Source organism: Burkholderia sp. LMG 13014, from assembly GCF_905232215.1.
GTDB lineage: Bacteria > Pseudomonadota > Gammaproteobacteria > Burkholderiales > Burkholderiaceae > Burkholderia.
The window spans coordinates 1-17,324 of record NZ_CAJNKE010000081.1; the positions used below are offsets into that span (position 1 = coordinate 1).

The 17,324-nt window shown below is 66.5% G+C and carries 16 protein-coding genes; 8 read left to right on the forward strand and 8 right to left on the reverse strand.

The genetic code is table 11. From position 1 onward, the window contains the following. The 7 genes from JYJ84_RS12140 to JYJ84_RS12170 all read left to right on the forward strand — a co-directional run. On the forward strand, positions 1 to 663 hold a 663-nt coding region (locus tag JYJ84_RS12140; RefSeq protein ID WP_205189200.1), incomplete at its 5' end, for a phosphoglycolate phosphatase. 357 nt (positions 664 to 1,020) lie between these two features. Then, positions 1,021 to 2,514 carry an anthranilate synthase component I gene (gene trpE / locus JYJ84_RS12145; RefSeq protein WP_039362349.1) on the forward strand — a complete coding sequence of 498 codons (1,494 nt, stop codon included), beginning with the start codon at positions 1,021 to 1,023 and terminating at the stop codon, positions 2,512 to 2,514. A 13-nt stretch (positions 2,515 to 2,527) separates the two neighbouring features. Continuing rightward, entirely contained in the window at positions 2,528 to 3,115 is a 588-nt protein-coding gene (locus JYJ84_RS12150; protein WP_122944375.1) for an aminodeoxychorismate/anthranilate synthase component II, read from the forward strand. Between the two features lie 13 nt (positions 3,116 to 3,128). Next, positions 3,129 to 4,160: an anthranilate phosphoribosyltransferase gene (trpD, locus tag JYJ84_RS12155; RefSeq protein WP_043191545.1), complete on the forward strand. Its 1,032-nt coding sequence runs from the start codon at positions 3,129 to 3,131 to the stop codon at positions 4,158 to 4,160. Positions 4,161 to 4,189: 29 nt separating this feature from the next. Further along, a complete protein-coding gene (trpC, locus tag JYJ84_RS12160) occupies positions 4,190 to 4,975 on the forward strand; it encodes an indole-3-glycerol phosphate synthase TrpC (RefSeq protein ID WP_043191548.1) in 786 nt (261 codons plus the stop codon). Further along, positions 4,975 to 5,601 (forward strand): CYTH domain-containing protein, encoded by a 627-nt coding sequence (locus JYJ84_RS12165; RefSeq protein WP_174958837.1) that lies wholly within the window; start codon positions 4,975 to 4,977, stop codon positions 5,599 to 5,601. The genes trpC and JYJ84_RS12165 overlap by 1 nt, the downstream gene beginning before the upstream one ends. A gap of 13 nt (positions 5,602 to 5,614) precedes the next feature. Further along, the gene (locus JYJ84_RS12170; RefSeq protein WP_175222753.1) at positions 5,615 to 6,520 is read left to right on the forward strand and encodes a uracil-DNA glycosylase; all 906 of its coding nucleotides are present in this window, start codon (positions 5,615 to 5,617) and stop codon (positions 6,518 to 6,520) included. Positions 6,521 to 6,641: 121 nt separating this feature from the next. On the opposite strand, the gene JYJ84_RS12175 is transcribed toward JYJ84_RS12170, so the two are convergent. The 4 genes from JYJ84_RS12175 to JYJ84_RS12190 all read right to left on the reverse strand — a co-directional run bounded on the left by JYJ84_RS12175 (position 6,642) and on the right by JYJ84_RS12190 (position 11,289). Continuing rightward, positions 6,642 to 7,238: an FMN-dependent NADH-azoreductase gene (locus tag JYJ84_RS12175; protein ID WP_048249749.1), complete on the reverse strand. Its 597-nt coding sequence runs from the start codon at positions 7,236 to 7,238 to the stop codon at positions 6,642 to 6,644. Positions 7,239 to 7,385: 147 nt separating this feature from the next. Beyond that, the gene (locus JYJ84_RS12180; protein ID WP_175222754.1) at positions 7,386 to 9,185 is read right to left on the reverse strand and encodes a M61 family metallopeptidase; all 1,800 of its coding nucleotides are present in this window, start codon (positions 9,183 to 9,185) and stop codon (positions 7,386 to 7,388) included. A gap of 106 nt (positions 9,186 to 9,291) precedes the next feature. Next, positions 9,292 to 10,020, reverse strand: a complete 729-nt coding sequence (locus JYJ84_RS12185) for a DsbC family protein (protein WP_122944370.1) — start codon at positions 10,018 to 10,020, stop codon at positions 9,292 to 9,294. 90 nt (positions 10,021 to 10,110) lie between these two features. After that, a complete protein-coding gene (locus JYJ84_RS12190; protein WP_174958828.1) occupies positions 10,111 to 11,289 on the reverse strand; it encodes a UbiH/UbiF family hydroxylase in 1,179 nt (392 codons plus the stop codon). A 246-nt stretch (positions 11,290 to 11,535) separates the two neighbouring features. Between JYJ84_RS12190 and ychF the strand changes: the two genes are divergently transcribed. Further along, entirely contained in the window at positions 11,536 to 12,630 is a 1,095-nt protein-coding gene (gene ychF, locus JYJ84_RS12195) for a redox-regulated ATPase YchF (protein ID WP_122944368.1), read from the forward strand. 158 nt (positions 12,631 to 12,788) lie between these two features. On the opposite strand, the gene JYJ84_RS12200 is transcribed toward ychF, so the two are convergent. From JYJ84_RS12200 to JYJ84_RS12215, 4 genes are all read right to left on the reverse strand, one after another. Continuing rightward, the gene (locus JYJ84_RS12200) at positions 12,789 to 14,003 is read right to left on the reverse strand and encodes a glycosyltransferase family 87 protein (RefSeq protein ID WP_236027703.1); all 1,215 of its coding nucleotides are present in this window, start codon (positions 14,001 to 14,003) and stop codon (positions 12,789 to 12,791) included. A 211-nt stretch (positions 14,004 to 14,214) separates the two neighbouring features. Then, entirely contained in the window at positions 14,215 to 15,606 is a 1,392-nt protein-coding gene (gabP, locus tag JYJ84_RS12205; protein WP_122944367.1) for a GABA permease, read from the reverse strand. A 416-nt stretch (positions 15,607 to 16,022) separates the two neighbouring features. Beyond that, entirely contained in the window at positions 16,023 to 16,367 is a 345-nt protein-coding gene (locus JYJ84_RS12210; protein WP_175222755.1) for an MmcQ/YjbR family DNA-binding protein, read from the reverse strand. An 81-nt stretch (positions 16,368 to 16,448) separates the two neighbouring features. Next, the coding region (locus JYJ84_RS12215; protein WP_205189201.1) for an MFS transporter at positions 16,449 to 17,324 on the reverse strand (876 nt) is incomplete at its 5' end.

Below are 17,324 nucleotides of genomic sequence, written 5' to 3' on the forward strand. Positions count from 1 at the left end.
CTCGACGGCACGATGGTCGATACGGCCGACGATTTCACCGCCGGCCTGAACGGGATGCTCGCGCAGCTCGGCGCGCCGGCCACGTCGCGCGACGAGGTGATCGGCTACGTCGGCAAGGGCTCCGAACACCTGATCCAGAGCGTGCTGAAGCCGCGCTTCCCGGCCGACGAAGCGCACGCGCGCTTCGACGACGCGCTGGCGATCTACCAGACCGAATACGCGAAGATCAACGGCCGACACACGCGCCTCTATCCGGACGTGGCGGCCGGACTCGACGCGCTGCGCGCGGCCGGCATCCGGCTCGCGTGCGTGACGAACAAGCCGCACCGCTTTGCTGTCGAGCTGCTCGAGCAATACGGGCTGGCCGATTGCTTCGGCATCGTGCTCGGCGGCGACAGCGTCGCGCGCAAGAAGCCCGATCCGCTGCCGATGCTGACGGCCTGCAACGCGCTCGGCATCGCACCGGATGCGGCGGTCGCGATCGGCGACTCGGAAAACGATGCGCTGGCAGGCCGCGCGGCCGGGATGGCGACGCTGACGGTGCCCTACGGCTACAACCACGGCAAAGCTATACAAACGATAAATTCGGATGGTATAGTCGATTCGTTGCTGGTCGCAGCTCGCGCGATTACCGCGCACAACGCCGGCCGGCCAACCATCTGATTATTTCTTCCATCTGCATGTTTCTGAATAAAAAACGGAGTCTGAGCAGCATCGACCGGGGAGCCTGGCCCTGGCGTCGCTGGTCGCGCTAACCTCTTCGATGAGGTACGCTGAAGCACGTCTTCAGCGCCGTTTTTTATCTCGCTGCGCATCCGCGCGCCGACCGTCGCACCACCTCGAGTTCTACCGCGTCCGAACGCTTGCGTTCAGGCTCGGCCGCAGGCTCGCGACGTTCACGCCCGGAGTGCCGGCCGGCAACAGGCACTTCTCGATCGACCGCCCTTTCGCCGACGGCAACCCGCGCAGCGTCAAGTGATCCCTGGCGCACGCGCCGCTCGTCCCGAACAGGACCGGAACATGACCGAACTCGAATTTCAATCGCTCGCGAACGAAGGCTACAACCGCATCCCGCTGATCGCGGAAGCCCTCGCCGATCTCGAAACGCCGCTGTCCCTCTACCTGAAGCTGGCCCAGCCCGAACGCTCGGGCGCCAACTCGTTCCTGCTCGAATCGGTGGTCGGCGGCGAACGCTTCGGCCGCTATTCGTTCATCGGCCTGCCCGCCCGTACGCTCGTGCGTACCCGCAACGGCGTGTCGGAAGTCGTGCGCGACGGCCAGGTCGTCGAGACGCATGACGGCGACCCGTTCCAGTTCATCGAATCGTTCCAGGCGCGCTTCAAGGTGGCGCAGCGCCCGGGCCTGCCGCGCTTCTGCGGCGGTCTCGCCGGCTATTTCGGCTACGACGCGGTGCGCTACATCGAGAAGAAGCTCGCGAACACCGCGCCGCGCGACGATCTCGGCCTGCCCGACATCCAGTTGCTGCTGACCGAGGAAGTCGCGGTCATCGACAACCTCGCCGGCAAGCTGTACCTGATCATCTACGCGGACCCGAGCCAGGCCGAAGCCTATACAAAGGCGAAACAGCGCCTGCGCGAACTGAAGCAGCGCCTGCGCACGACCGTGCAGCCGCCCGTCACGTCGGCGAGCGTGCGCACCGAGACGTTCCGCGAGTTCAAGAAGGACGACTATCTGGCTGCCGTCCGCCAGGCGAAGGAATACATCGCTGCCGGCGAACTGATGCAGATCCAGGTCGGCCAGCGTCTGACGAAGCCGTACCGCGACAATCCGCTGTCGCTGTATCGCGCGCTGCGTTCGCTGAACCCGTCGCCGTACATGTACTACTACAACTTCGGCGATTTCCACGTGGTCGGCGCATCGCCGGAAATCCTCGTGCGCCAGGAAAAGCGCGGCGAAGACCAGATCGTCACGATCCGCCCGCTCGCCGGTACGCGCCCGCGCGGCAACACGCCCGAGCGCGATGCGGAACTCGCGACCGAACTGCTCAACGATCCGAAGGAGATCGCCGAGCACGTGATGCTGATCGACCTCGCGCGCAACGACGTCGGCCGCATCGCGGAAATCGGCTCGGTGCACGTGACCGACCAGATGGTCATCGAGAAATACTCGCACGTGCAGCACATCGTCAGCTCGGTCGAAGGCAAGCTGAAGCCCGGCATGACGAACTACGACGTGCTGCGCGCGACGTTCCCGGCCGGCACGCTGTCCGGCGCGCCGAAGGTCCGTGCGATGGAACTGATCGACGAGCTCGAGCCGGTCAAGCGCGGGTTGTACGGCGGCGCCGTCGGCTACCTGTCGTTCTCGGGCGAGATGGATCTCGCGATCGCGATCCGCACGGGCCTGATCCACAACGGCAACCTGTATGTGCAAGCGGCGGCCGGCGTCGTCGCGGATTCGGTGCCCGAATCCGAATGGCAAGAGACCGAAAACAAGGCGCGCGCGGTGCTGCGTGCGGCCGAACAGGTCCAGGACGGCCTCGATAGCGACTTCTGACCGGAGACTGACCATGCTGCTCATGATCGACAACTACGATTCGTTTACCTACAACCTGGTCCAGTACTTCGGTGAACTCGGCGAGGATGTGCGCACCTACCGCAACGACGAAATCACGCTCGACGAAATCGCGCGCCTGAATCCCGACGCGATCTGCCTGTCGCCCGGCCCGAGCAATCCGCAGCACGCAGGCATCACGCTCGACGTGCTGAAGGAATTCGCGGGCAAGAAGCCGATCCTCGGCGTCTGCCTCGGCCATCAGGCGATCGGCGAGGCATTCGGCGGCCGCGTCGTGCGCGCGAAGACCATCATGCACGGCAAGGTGAGCAAGATCGAAACCGACTGCCGCGGTGTGTTCGCCGACCTGCCGAAGCACTTCGACGTCACGCGCTATCACTCGCTCGCGGTCGAGCGCGAATCGCTGCCCGAGTGCCTCGAGATTTCCGCGTGGACCGACGACGGCGAAATCATGGGCCTGCGTCACAAGACGCTGCCGATCGAAGGCGTACAGTTCCATCCGGAATCGATCCTGTCCGAGCACGGCCATGCGCTGCTCGAGAACTTCCTGAAGCAGGCCCGCGCGGCCGCGCACGCAGCCTGACGGGAGCCTCACGATGACGATTACCCCGCAGGAAGCGCTGCAGCGCACGATCGAACACCGCGAAATCTTCCACGACGAGATGCTGCACCTGATGCGGCTCATCATGCGCGGCGACATGTCGCCCGTGATGGCGGCCGCGATCATCACCGGGCTGCGCGTGAAGAAGGAGACGATCGGCGAGATCGCCGCCGCCGCGACCGTGATGCGCGAATTCGCGAACCACGTCGAGGTGCAGGACAACTCGAACTTCGTCGACATCGTCGGCACCGGCGGCGACGGCTCGCACACGTTCAACATCTCCACCGCGTCGATGTTTGTCACGGCGGCAGCCGGCGCGAAGGTCGCGAAGCACGGCAACCGCGGCGTGTCGAGCAAGTCCGGCAGCGCCGACGTGCTCGAGGCGCTCGGCGTGAACATCGACCTGCAGTCCGACCAGGTTGCCGCGTCGATCGCCGAAACGGGCATGGGCTTCATGTTCGCGCCGAATCATCACCCGGCGATGAAGAACATCGCGGCCGTGCGCCGCGAGCTCGGCGTGCGTACGATCTTCAACATCCTCGGCCCGCTGACCAATCCGGCCGGCGCGCCGAACCAGTTGATGGGCGTGTTCCACCCCGACCTCGTCGGCATCCAGGTGCGCGTGATGCAGCGTCTGGGCGCGCAGCACGTGCTGGTCGTGTACGGCAAGGACGGGATGGACGAGGTATCGCTCGGCGCGGCGACGCTCGTCGGCGAACTGCGCGACGGCAAGGTGCACGAATACGAGATCCATCCGGAAGACTTCGGCCTGCAGATGGTGTCGAACCGCACGCTGAAGGTGGAAAATGCCGACGAATCGCGCACGATGCTGCTCGGTGCGCTCGACAACCAGCCGGGCGTCGCGCGCGAGATCGTCACGCTGAACGCGGGCACCGCGCTCTATGCGGCGAACGTCGCCGAATCGATCGCGGACGGCATCCAGCTCGCCCGCGAAGCGATCGCGAGCGGCAAGGCCCGCGCGAAGGTCGACGAACTCGTGCGCTTCACGCAGCAGTTCAAGCGCTGACTCCCCTTACGAATCAAGCAGGAATCCACATGAGCGACATTCTCGACCGAATCATCGCCGTCAAGCGCGAAGAAGTCGCGGCGGCCATGCGCAGCGCACCGCTCGAGGCACTGAAACTGGACGCATCCGCGCGCGACCTGCGCGACTTCGTCGGCGCACTGCGTGCGAAGCACGCGGCCGGCCACGCAGCAGTGATTTCCGAAATCAAGAAGGCGAGCCCGTCGAAAGGCGTGCTGCGCGAGCATTTCGTGCCGGCCGACATCGCACGTTCGTATGCGGCACACGGCGCCGCGTGCCTGTCGGTGCTGACCGACGAGCAGTTCTTCCAGGGCAGCGTCCGCTATCTCGAAGAAGCGCGCGCGGCCTGCACGCTGCCGGTGCTGCGCAAGGACTTCATCGTCGATGCGTACCAGATCATGGAAGCGCGCGCGATGGGCGCCGACGCGATCCTGCTGATCGCAGCCGCGCTCGACACGCCGCTGATGCAGGACCTCGAAGCGTATGCGCACTCGCTCGGCCTCGCGGTGCTGGTCGAAGTACACGACCGCAACGAGATGGAACAGGCGCTGACGCTCAAGACGCCGCTGCTCGGCATCAACAACCGCAACCTGCGCACGTTCGAGACGTCGATCCAGACGACGCTCGACATGCTCGACATGATTCCGGCCGACCGGATCGTCGTGACCGAATCGGGCATCCTGTCGCGCACCGACGTCGACACGATGCGCGCGGCGAACGTGAACACGTTCCTCGTCGGCGAAGCGTTCATGCGCGCCGATCAGCCGGGCGAAGAGCTCGCACGGATGTTCTTCTGATGGCGATCGAAAAGGAAATCAAGCTCACGCTGCCGGCCGGCCAGGCCGACGCCGCGCGACGCTTCTTCGAGACGCTGACCGGCGAACCCGGTCACGACATTACGCTCGCGAACGTCTATTACGACACCCCCGATCTCGCGCTGGCCCGCTCGAAGAGCGCGGTGCGCGTGCGCCGCGCGCCGCACGGCTGGCTGCAGACGTTCAAGACGATCGGCAGCGCCGAAGGCGGCCTGCACCGCCGCCACGAATGGGAACTGCCGGTCGCCGGCGACGCGCTCGAGATCGATGCGCTCGTCGCGGCCTGCGACGTGCCGGAAGCCGCCGCCGCGCTGAATGACGCGGCCGGCATGCTGTCCGCGCTGTTCCGCACGGATTTTTCGCGTACGCTGTGGCGCATCGCAATCGGCGGCGCAACCGTCGAAGCCGCGGTGGACCTCGGCGAGATCGTCGTCCAGGCGGAACACGAAACGCGCCGCGAACCGATCAGCGAAATCGAACTCGAACTGATCGACGGCCCGGAAGCGGCGCTCGCAACGCTCGCCGCCGAACTGCAGCAGGCGCTGCCGGGCCTCGCTCCCGAAAACATCAGCAAGGCGCAGCGCGGCTACCGGCTGCGCGCGCAATAATCACGCATCACGCATGGCAACCCGCAAGACTTCCCGCGCGCCGCAACAGGCGTCGCTGTTCGACGATCTCGTGCCGGAAACGGCACCGGATGACAATCCGTCCCCGCCTTCCGAGCCGCCCGCGGCCGGGCGCAAGCCCGCAAAGAAAGCCGCCGCACCAGCTGCGGCCCCGACGGCACCACAGCCTGTTGCCGCCGACGTTCCACACCTCGCCGCGCAATTCGACGCGCTGCCGGCCGTCTGGCGCGACGTGCTGAAACCCTTCACCGACAGCGACGCATATGCGCCGCTGTGCCGCTTCGTCGATGACGAGCGCGCGGCCGGCAAGACGGTCTATCCGACCGACGTGTTCCGCGCGCTGCGCCTGACGAGCCCGGACGACGTGAAGATCGTGATCCTCGGCCAGGATCCGTATCACGGCGACGATCGCGGCACGCCGCAGGCGCACGGGCTCGCGTTCTCGGTGCCGCCGGCCGTGCGCACGCCGCCGTCGCTGCGCAACATCTTCAAGGAAATCGCCGCGAACTTCGGTCATGACACGCCGCGCCACGGCTGCCTCGACACTTGGGCGCGCCAGGGCGTGCTGCTGCTCAACACGGTGCTGACGGTCGAGCGCGGTGCCGCCGCGAGCCATGCGAAGCGCGGCTGGGAGCAGTGCACGGACACGCTGATCCGCGAACTCGCCGGCCGCCATCGCGGGCTCGTGTTCATGCTGTGGGGCGCACACGCGCAGGCGAAGCGCGCATTGTTCGACGCGAGCGCGCATTGCGTGCTCGAGGCGCCGCATCCGTCGCCGCTGTCCGCGCACCGCGGCTTCCTCGGTTGCCGCCATTTCGCGCTCGCGAACGACTATCTGGTCGATGCAGGCCGCGAACCGATCGACTGGCGCCTGCCGGAAGTGGCCGAAACGCTCGCATAACGGCCGCGCCGCCGTTTCTTTCGCCAGCCAGCCAGCCGGCATGCAAAAACGCCGCGCCCCTTTCGGGACGCGGCGTTTTTTTATCGGACGATGCAGCGGGTGCGGCGCACCCGCGTCGACCTTACGCGGCGGCGATCGCTTCGCGTGCGCTGGCGAGCGCGGCGCTCTGCGCATCCGGCCCGAGGTTCAGGCCTTCCGCGAAGATGAAGCTCACGTCGGTCATGCCGACGAAGCCGAGGAACGTGCGCAGGTACGGGGTCTGGCTGTCGTTCGGCGTACCGGCGTACTTGCCGCCACGGGCCGTCACCACGTGAACCTTCTTGCCCTTGATCAGGCCTTCCGGACCATTCTCGGTGTAGCGGAACGTGACGCCTGCGCGTGCGATCCAGTCGAAGTACGTCTTCAGTTGCGACGAGATGCCGAAGTTGTACATCGGGGCGCCGATCACGATGATGTCGGCAGCTTGCAGTTCAGCGATCAGTGCATCGCTCTTCGCGACGATCGCATTCTGTTCCGCGGTGCGCTGGTCGGCCGGCGTGAAGAACGCGCCGAGCACCGATTCGTCGAGGTGCGGCAGCGCATCGGCCAGCAGGTCGCGAACCACGACCTTCGCGCCGGGGTTCGATTGTTGCAGCTTTGCCGTCAGTTCGTTGGCCAGCAGCGTGGATTGCGCACCTTGCGAACGTGCCGCGGAATTGATTTGCAGAATGGTCGTCATGTCAGGCTCCAGTAGGGTTGCGCTTCGGTAGCGCGAGTGACGCCATTGTGCGCGGCCGCATGACCGCGAAAAAGCGGGTTCAGGGCGACGGATTGTTGCAGCAACAGAACAATCCTCGATCGCGCCCCGATACCCGCTTCAGGCCGTTCAACCCTTCAGCCAGGCCTCCCGGGCCTTCGAGACCGCAGCCGGCTTCGCGGCCGCCGTCAGCCGGTAGCGCATGACTTCCGGGCCGTCGAGCTTCAGTTTCGCGGTGCGCAGCTCGTCGCGGCGGAACGCGTGGACCTCGACCTTGTCACCCGGCCGGTAGCGCGAGAGCAGTGCATCGAGGTTGGTGCCGGTGACGCGCAGCCCGTCGACCGCGATCAGCGTGTCGCCGGCCGACAGCCCCGCGCGATGGGCGGCGCCGCCTTCGTAGACGGCGGCGAACGTGCAGTCCGCGCCACCGCGCAAGCGCGCGCCGATCGTCGGCTTCGCGGCCGCGCCGTTCGCGACATCAGGTGCAAGCGTCACGCCGAACGGTGCGAGCAGCTCGGCGAGCGGCAGGTCGCGCGTGCCGTGCACGGAATCGGCGAACAGGCGGCCGAGCGCGACGCCCGTCGCCTCTTCGATCAGTGCCTCGACTTCGTTTTCCTCGACGCCCGCCTGCTTGCCGCGGTAGAAATCGCGGCCGTAGCGTTGCCACAGCAGGCGCATCACGTCGTCGAGCGACTTCCTGTTGCGCGTCTGCGCGCGGATCGCGAGATCGAAGGCGAGCGCAACGAGCGAACCCTTCGTGTAGTAGCTGACGATCGCGTTGGTCGCGTTCTCGTCCTGCCGGTAGTACTTGATCCACGCGTCGAACGAGCTTTCCGCAACGCTTTGCTTCAGGCGCCCCGTGCCGCGCAGCACGCCGCCGACCGTACGGCCGAGCGCCGCGAAATATTCGTCCTGCGACATCAGCCCGCTGCGCACCAGCATCAGGTCGTCGTAATACGACGTGAAGCCTTCGAACAGCCACAGCAGCGACGTGTAGTTCTCGCGCGTCAGGTCGTACGGCACGAACGCCGCCGGCTTGATGCGCTTCACGTTCCACGTATGGAAGTATTCGTGGCTGCAGAGGCCGAGATACGTGCGATAGCCTTCCGTCGTTTCCGGCCGCCCCTTCACCGGCAGGTCGGTGCGGTTGCAGATCAGCGCGGTCGACGCGCGATGCTCGAGGCCGCCGTAGCCGTCGCTGACGGCCAGCGTCATGAACACGTAGCGGTCCATCGGCGCTTTCTTCGATTTCGGCTCGAACAGCGCGATCTGCGCTTCGCACACGCGCTTCAGGTCGGTACGCAGGCGCTCCATGTCGAGCTGTGTCACACGCCCCGCGATCACGATGTCGTGCGGCACGCCGTGTGCGTCGAACGTCGCGAGCGCGAATTCGCCGATCGTCACCGGATGGTCGGAGAGCTCGTCGTAGTTCGATGCGCGGTACGCGCCGAATCCGTAGCGCTTCGTGCCGCGCGCCTCGGGCAATGCGGTGCCGACGCGCCATGCGCGGAACGCCGCACCGGCCGGCTTCGCGATGTCGACTTCACACGGTGCGTCTTCGCGGCCCGCGACGCTCAGGAACACGGCCGTCGCGTTGAAGAAGCCGCCCGATTCGTCGAGATACGCGGAGCGCACCGACAGGTCCCACGCATACACGTCGTAGCGCAGCGTCAGCGCGCCGTTCACGGGTGCGGCCTGCCAGGTGTGCTTGTCGGTCTTCGCGATCCGCACCTTGCGGCCCGCGTCGTTGAATGCGCCGAGCGTCACGATGTTGCGCGCGAACTCGCGAACGAGATAGCTGCCCGGAATCCACACCGGCAGCGAAAAGCGCTGGCCTTCGGGATCGGGATCGGCGACCGTCACCGACACTTCGAACAGGTGCGCGGCAAGATCTTTCGGGACAATCGAATAGCGGATCGGCTGGGTCATCGTGGCAATCGGTCGGTCGAATACGGCGGCGAAAACGAAGAGAGGCGCCGGCAGATCATGCGGGCGCCCCTCGCTGGCCGGGCCATGCGGCCCGGCGTGTGGTCGGTTACTTGTTCGAGGCGAGCGCCTGGTTGAGCTGGTCGGCCGACACTGCGCCCGGCAGACGGCGGCCGTCCGGCAGGAAGATCGTCGGCGTGCCCGTGACGTTCATCCCGCGGCCGAGCGCGAGGTTCTTGTCGAGCGCGGTGGTATCGCAGGTACCGGCGCCGGACGGGGCGCGATGGTCGAGCATCCAGCTCTGCCACGTTTTCGCGCGGTCGGTCGCACACCAGATCGCCTTCGACTTCGCGGTCGAATCCGGCGACAGCACCGGGTACAGGAACGTGTAGACGGTCACGTTGTCGATCGACTGCAGCGTCGTCTCGAGCTTCTTGCAGTACGGGCAGTTCGGATCGGAGAACACCGCAATCTTGCGGGCACCGTTGCCCTTGACGACCTTGATCGCATTCGCGAACGGCAGGCTCGCGAAATCGATCTTGTTGATTTCGGACAGGCGTGCGTCGGTCAGGTTCTTGTGCGTCTTGGCGTCGACGAGATCGCCGAGCAGCACGTAGTCGCCCGCCGCATCGCTATAGATGATCTGCGTGCCGAGGTTGACTTCATAAAGGCCCGCAACCGGCGATTTCGACACACTCTTGATCGGCGCGTCGTTGCCGAGACGGGCCTGCAGCGTGGCTTTCAGCTTGTCGGTGGTCTGGTCGGCCTGCGCGGTGCAGCCAAGCGTCGCCATCGTGACGGCCAGCGCCAGCGACGCGATGCGGATCGTTTTTTTCATCGAAATCTTCCTTCAGCTCAATCGGTGTGCACGGCACAGTGTACGCCGTAACGGAACCGTGTCCGACCGGCGAAGCGGCCGAAGGTTCGATCAGCCGAGCGCGGCCGACACGAGCCAGCGCTTCACGAGCGGCTGCGCGCCGACGAAGGCCATGCCCGCGTTGCGCACGGCCTTCGCGAGCGAGCCCGGCACCGCGAACAGCCGCTGCAGGCCGTCGGTCGCGACCATCAGCGCGCGGATGTCCTCGCGGCGCGAACGCTCGTAGCGGCGCAGCAGCACCGTATCGCCGAGGTTGCGGAAGCTTTCCTTGCCGGCGATCGCGTCGGCAAGCGCCGCAACGTCGCGCAGCCCGAGGTTCATCCCCTGCCCCGCGAGCGGGTGGATCAGATGCGCGGCATCGCCGACCAGCGCGACGCGCGGCGCGATCAGCTTGTCGACCGTCTGCAGCGCCAGCGGGAAGCCGGCGGCCGGCGTCACGCAGTCGAGCGAACCGACCTGGCCATGCGACACGCGCTCGACTTCGGCCGCGAGCTGTGCCGGATCGAGGGTGAGCAATTCGTCCGCATGCGCGGTGTGCGCGGACCAGACGAGCGACACATGGCCGTCCGGCAGCGGCAGCAGCGCGACGATCTCGCCTTCGTGGAACCACTGGTAGGCCGTCTCGCGATGCGGCAGCGATGCCTTGAAGTTGGCGACGACGCCCGTCTGCCGGTAGTCGCGCCGTTCGACCTTGGCCCCCATTTGCGAGCGCACCCACGAATGCGCGCCGTCCGCGCCGACGACGAGATCGGCTTCCAGCACCTGCCCCGACGACAGCGTGAGCACGGCCGCGTCGTCACGCACGTCGAAGCCCTGCGCGCGCGCATCGAACCACGTGAGGTTCGGCTGGAACCGCAGCGCGGCGTCGAGCGACGCCTCGACCAGCGACGATTCGGCGATCCACGCGAGTTGCGGCACGGATGCCTGGTATGCGGAGAAATGCAGTTCCGCGTGCGCATCGCCGTACACGCGCATGTCGTAGACCGGTGCGAGCCGGCCATGGTCGAGCGCCTGCCAGACCCGCAGCCGCTCGAGCAAGGCCTGCGAACTGGAGGACAGCGCGTAGACGCGCGTGTCGAACGCGAGATCGGCGGGGCGCGGCGTGGCCGGCTGGGCGAGCAAGGCTGTCTTGTAGCCGGACTGGGTCAGCGCGAGCGCGGCCGTCTTGCCGACGAGCCCGCCGCCGACCACGGCGACGTCGAAGGTGTGGTGGGCAGTCATGGCGGGCATTATAGCCGCGGGGCCAAACCCTTACGCGGCCGGACTTTGCGGGAAATCAGCAGAATCGCAGGCCGATGCCGCGGCGCGGCGGCCCGCCGCATCGGCCATTCGGCGCCAGCCCGGAATCCGGGGCGTCGGCACGGTACAATAGCGACTTTGACCGTCGGCCCGCCGCGCCCCAAGCGCCGGCCGCCCTTTTTTCCCGCGCCGCCGTGCCCTGTCCGGCCGCGCCGCCTTACCCGTCCGAAGGATTCCATGAGTCTCAAATGCGGCATCGTCGGCTTGCCCAACGTCGGCAAGTCCACCCTGTTCAATGCGCTGACCAAGGCCGGCATCGCCGCCGAGAACTACCCGTTCTGCACGATCGAGCCGAACGTCGGCATCGTCGAAGTGCCCGATTCGCGCCTGAAGGCGCTCGCTGAAATCATCAGCCCCGAGCGCATCGTGCCGGCCGTCGTCGAATTCGTCGACATCGCGGGCCTCGTCGCGGGCGCGAGCAAGGGTGAAGGCCTCGGCAACCAGTTCCTCGCGAACATTCGCGAAACCGACGCGATCACGCACGTCGTGCGCTGCTTCGAGGACGAGAACGTCATTCACGTCGCCGGCAAGGTCAGCCCGATCGACGACATCGAAGTGATCAACACCGAACTCGCGCTCGCCGACCTCGGCACCGTCGAGAAGGCGCTCACGCGCTATTCGAAGGCCGCGAAATCGGGCAACGACAAGGAAGCGGCGAAGCTCGTCGCGGTGCTCGAGAAGGTGCGCGCGCAGCTCGACCAAGGCAAGGCCGTGCGCGGCCTCGCGCTGTCGGACGACGAACAGGCGCTGCTCAAGCCGTTCTGCCTGATTACCGCGAAGCCGACGATGTACGTCGCCAACGTGAAGGACGACGGCTTCGAGAACAACCCGCACCTCGACGCGGTGCGCAAGTACGCGGAAAGCGAGAACGCGCCGGTCGTGGCCGTGTGCGCGGCGATCGAGGCGGAAATCGCCGATCTCGACGACGCGGACAAGGAAGCGTTCCTCGCCGACATGGGCATGGAAGAGCCGGGCCTCGACCGCGTGATCCGCGCGGGCTTCAAGCTGCTCGGCCTGCAGACCTACTTCACCGCGGGCGTGAAGGAAGTGCGCGCGTGGACGATCCATATCGGCGACACGGCGCCGCAAGCGGCCGGCGTGATCCACACCGACTTCGAGCGCGGCTTCATCCGCGCGCAGACGATCGCGTTCGACGACTTCATCTCGTACAAGGGTGAACAGGGTGCGAAGGAAGCCGGCAAGATGCGCGCGGAAGGGAAGGAATATGTCGTGCACGACGGCGACGTGATGAACTTCCTGTTCAACGTCTGACGGAAACGTGTCGAACCGCGGCATGTCGGCCGCACCGGCACCGCACTGCATCAAGGCCCGCGATATGCGGGCCTTTTTGCATTCCGGGAAGTCGCCCTGCTCCATTGCATGCGCACGCGTGAGCAACGCTGCGTACGAACAGACACGCGAAGCAACCGCTACGCAGCCACCCTCGCCGGGGCACCGCTTCGCCGCACGATCATCGCGAGCACCGCAATCAGAATCACCGATGCGACCGGCCATCCCGTTCCGGTAATCGTCGCGATGAACGCCTGCGCCGGCGCGACCCAGGCCAGCACGACGACCACGACCTCGGATCGGCGCAATCGGACGTGCCGCGCATCCAGCATCAGGTATGCAATCGGCAGCACCAGCCAGAGCAGGTCGTAATACATGTAGTAAGGCTGCACGAGCAGCGTACCGGCAGCCACCGCGGCAGCGCGGAGCTCGAAGCGCGTGCGGCGCATCCACACGCAAGCGACCGCCGCGGCCGCCAGAATCGCGACGACCACATGCACGACGTAGGCGGATCCGACAGGCAGCCCGGCCGCCCGGGCGAGCGACATCGTCGACGGCATGCCCCGCCGGAACGTGTCACCGTATTCGACCACGTTGCGGTGGAATTCCGGCATGAACGCAAAGAACGCAGCCCATGCACGCACGCCGAACGCGGCCACCGACACCGCGACGATGCCGGCACTGAACACACCGGCCGATATCAATGCCTTCCAGTGCCGCCCGCAGACCAGTGCCAACGGAAACAGGATGCCGAACTGCGGCTTCACGACCAGAACCGCGATGCACGCCCCCGCGACGACCGGGCTCGATTCGAGCAGCATGAGCGCGGCAGCGGCCGCGGCCACGGTCAGAAAGGCATTCTGCATCGGGAGTGCCGCGCCGATCAGCCCGGGAAATGCGGCGATCGCGATGCGCAACTGCCCGTCGAGCGGGCGTACCAGACGCGCCATGACCGCGATGTAGCAGGCGATCTGCAGCACGCCGAACATCACGAGCGCGGCGACGAACGGTACGAGACCGAACGGGATGATGACGAGCAGGAAGGTCGGCGGATACGGCCACGGGGTGAAATCAGCGAGCGGTCGCAGTGCGGCTTCGATCGGCTGCATCACCCGGGGCGAAAAGACGGCCGCCGCGCCGTGTTCGATCGCAACACGCGCCGCCGTCCAGAATACCGCGAAGTCCGACCCGACCATCGGGGAGGCACGATCGTGCAAACCGTAGTATCGGAACGCCCAGACGGCCAGGATGACGATCTGCAGTGCGAACACCACAGCCGCGTACGTACCGAGGCGTCGCGCGTCGGCCGCACGGCCGCCCGATCTATGCACCGTCCCCATCGCCCACCCCGCCATTTTTCTTCTCGTGGAGTATAGGCGACGATCGTTGCCGCAGACGACGCGCCCGTCGCCACGCGGCAGCCACGATCTGCGCGATCGATATTGCGTCTCGTTCGATGCCCGTGACGGCTTCTGCCCGCCTCGAAAAACACATGGCCCGACCGGCAAACGCCGATCGGGCCATTTTCGTGATCAGGGCTTTCCGCCCTGCTGTCACGTCACGGCATCACGTTGCCGACACGCGCCGCCCTTCGCTTGCCTGCGCATCGCGACCACGCTTGTTCAGCCACGACGCCAGCAACACGATCAACGCCAGCACGGCCGTCGCGCCCACTTCCATCCGGTGATCCTCGCTCACGAGCATCACGGTCAGCGTGCTGCAGATGAACAGGATCACCGCCCAAGTGAGCCACGGGAACAGCCACATCCGCAGCGTCAGGTCCGCGCCGGTCGACTCGAGCGTCTTGCGCATCCGCAGCTGCGAGATCGCGATCACCAGATACACGAGCAGCGCGATCGCGCCCGACGTCGCGAGCAGGAAGCCGAACACCTGCTCCGGCATCAGGTAGTTCGCAATCACGGTCAGGAAGCCGAACGCAGTCGACGCGAGCACGGCCGCACGCGGCGTGCCGGTCGAATCGGTGCGGTGCAGGAATGCCGGTGCATCCTTGCGCTTCGACAGCGAGAACAGCATCCGCGACGCGGTGTACAGCGCCGAATTCAGGCAACTCGCGACCGACACGAGCACGATCACGTCGATGATCGCCTTTGCATTCGGGATGCCGATCAGCTCCATCGCGCGCTGATACGAGCCGTGCGTCGGCAGCAGCGGATCGTTCCACGGCACGATGGCCGCGACGACGAGAATCGAGCCGAGATAGAACAGCGTGATGCGCCAGATCACCGAGTTGGTCGCACGCACGATCTGGCGTTGCGGGTTGTCCGATTCGGCGGCCGCGATCGTCACGATCTCGGTGCCGAGGAACGAAAACATCGTGGTCAGCATCGCCGCAAGCACCGCGCTCGCGCCGTGCGGCATGAAGCCGCCATGCGCGAACAGGTTCGATACCCCCGACACGGCCGGCGCAGGGATGATGCCGACGATCGCCGCCCCGCCGATGCACAGGAACACGACGATCGCGACGACCTTGATCAGCGCGAACCAGAATTCGAATTCGCCGTAGTTCTTGACCGAGAAGAGGTTGGTGACCGTCAGCACCAGCGTGATGCCGAGCGCGAAAATCCAGGTCGCGACGGAGGGAAACCACGCATTCAGGATGGTCGCGGCGGCCGTCGCCTCGATCGGGATCACGAGCACCCAGAACCACCAGTACAGCCAGCCGATCGAGAAACCGGCCCAATGGCCGATCGCGCGATCGGCATAGGTGGAAAACGACCCACTGTCCGGATGCGCGACGGCCATTTCGCCGAGCATGCGCATCACCAGCACGACCAGCACGCCCGCGATCGCATACGCGAGGATCGATGCCGGGCCGGCCTCCGCGATCGCGTGGCCGGAGCCGACGAACAAGCCTGCGCCGATGACGCCGGCAATCGACATCATCGTCACGTGACGCTGCTTCAGGCCCGTACCGAGGCCTGTGTTGCTTCCACTCATCTGTCTCTCTCCAAAAAACGGTTCCGGTATGGCCGGGTATCGCGTGAAGGCAGCACGGGGGATTGTTGTTCTTGAGCCGGGTCGGACGCGGCGCCTGCACGGGATGCAGGCGCGGGGCCGGATCGGGGGCCGTTCCGGAACGGGTGCGCCATGCAGTCTGCGAAGCTGCGGGTGCGATGCGGCGCGCAGCGCGCCGGCGCATCGCGTGCGCCCTTTCCGTCGGCTTTCATCAGCTGCCTTCGAAGCGAAGGAGTGTAAGCATCAAACGGTTCTTCACTAAGAACCAATTGAAGAATTTCGATGGAACCACTTGTTGCATCGACGTCGATCGATGCAACGCTTGTGCCATTCGCGGCGCCTCGCGCGCGCCTGAAGCGCCCGTCGACGCCGGGCAGCAAGCCGCAGCAACCTTCACGTCAGCTCGGGCCGCGCACCATCTCGTCGCGCCATTTGGCGGGGACGACAGCCTGCCATTCTCGCAGAAGCAGATTTTTCACGGCGTCCGGACGGGCTGCCGACAGCCGCACCAGCACGATCGGCCAGCCGAGATAGTGATCCGTCACGTAATACACGTCGGGTTCCGATTCGATCAGCCACGCGCGCTCGTCGGGGCCGACACCCTTCACGACGAGCGTGTCGCCGTCCTCGCGCAGCCGCGCGAGCATCTTGCCCCTTACCTTGAGTGCGGGCGTGCCGTACGACGTGCCTTCCTCGACGCCACGCCATGCCAGTGCGATCTGCCGGACTTCGTCGAATGTCATCGGGCCTCCCGACTGCACGTCTTCGTTGAAGGATCCGGCCACCCTACCGGAATTCGCGAAGGTACGCCGGGCGAAGCGCGCCTATCCGCGCGCCGCACGGGCGGCCGTCGCGGCACGCCCCGTCGTCGCGACGATCGCGAAGGCGATTGCATTCGCGGCCGCGCTGGCCAGGATCGGCACGAGATAGCCGCCGCCCGCGTCGTAGATGAAGCCGGCCGCGGTCGGCCCGATCAGCGTGCCGAATGCGATGCTCGTATAGAGCACGCCGATGATCCCGCTCACGTTGCGGCCGCCGAAATAGTCCATCACGACAGCCGGCAGCACGGCGACCCAACCGCCGTAGAACACGCCGAACACGAGTGCGAACGCGGCGAGCGTCGCGACGGTGCCGGCACCGGCCCACGCGACGAGCGCAACGGCCATGCCGGCGAACATCGCGAGCAGCGATGTGCGCCGGCCGAAGCGGTCGGCAAGGCCACCGAGGAAGAAGCGGCCGGCCGTGCTGCCGACGCCGATCGCGCCGAGCAGCAGCACGGCCGTCGACGACGCGACGCCATGATCGAGCGCGTACGGCACGAGGTGAACGAACGGGACGAACACGCCGAACGAGCAGATGAGGCATGCCGCGTAGAGGCTCGCGAACGGGCGCGACATGACGGCTTCGCGCACCGTCGCGCCGGCAGACGCCGAAGCGGCGCCCGGCTTGCGACCCGCAACCGCCCCGGACACCGGATGCCCCGCATCACGCCCGGTGACGTGCGCGCCGCCGCCTTCGACGGCCTCATGCGCCGCCTCCCCGTCCGGCAGCAACCCACGCCCGCGCGGATCGTTCTCGATCAGCAGCGACATCCCCGCGCCGATCACGACCGCGATCACGGCCAGCGTGAAATACGCGCCGCGCCAGCTGACCTGCGCAATCAACGCGGACGCGAGCGGCGGCATCACGAGCGTGCCGAC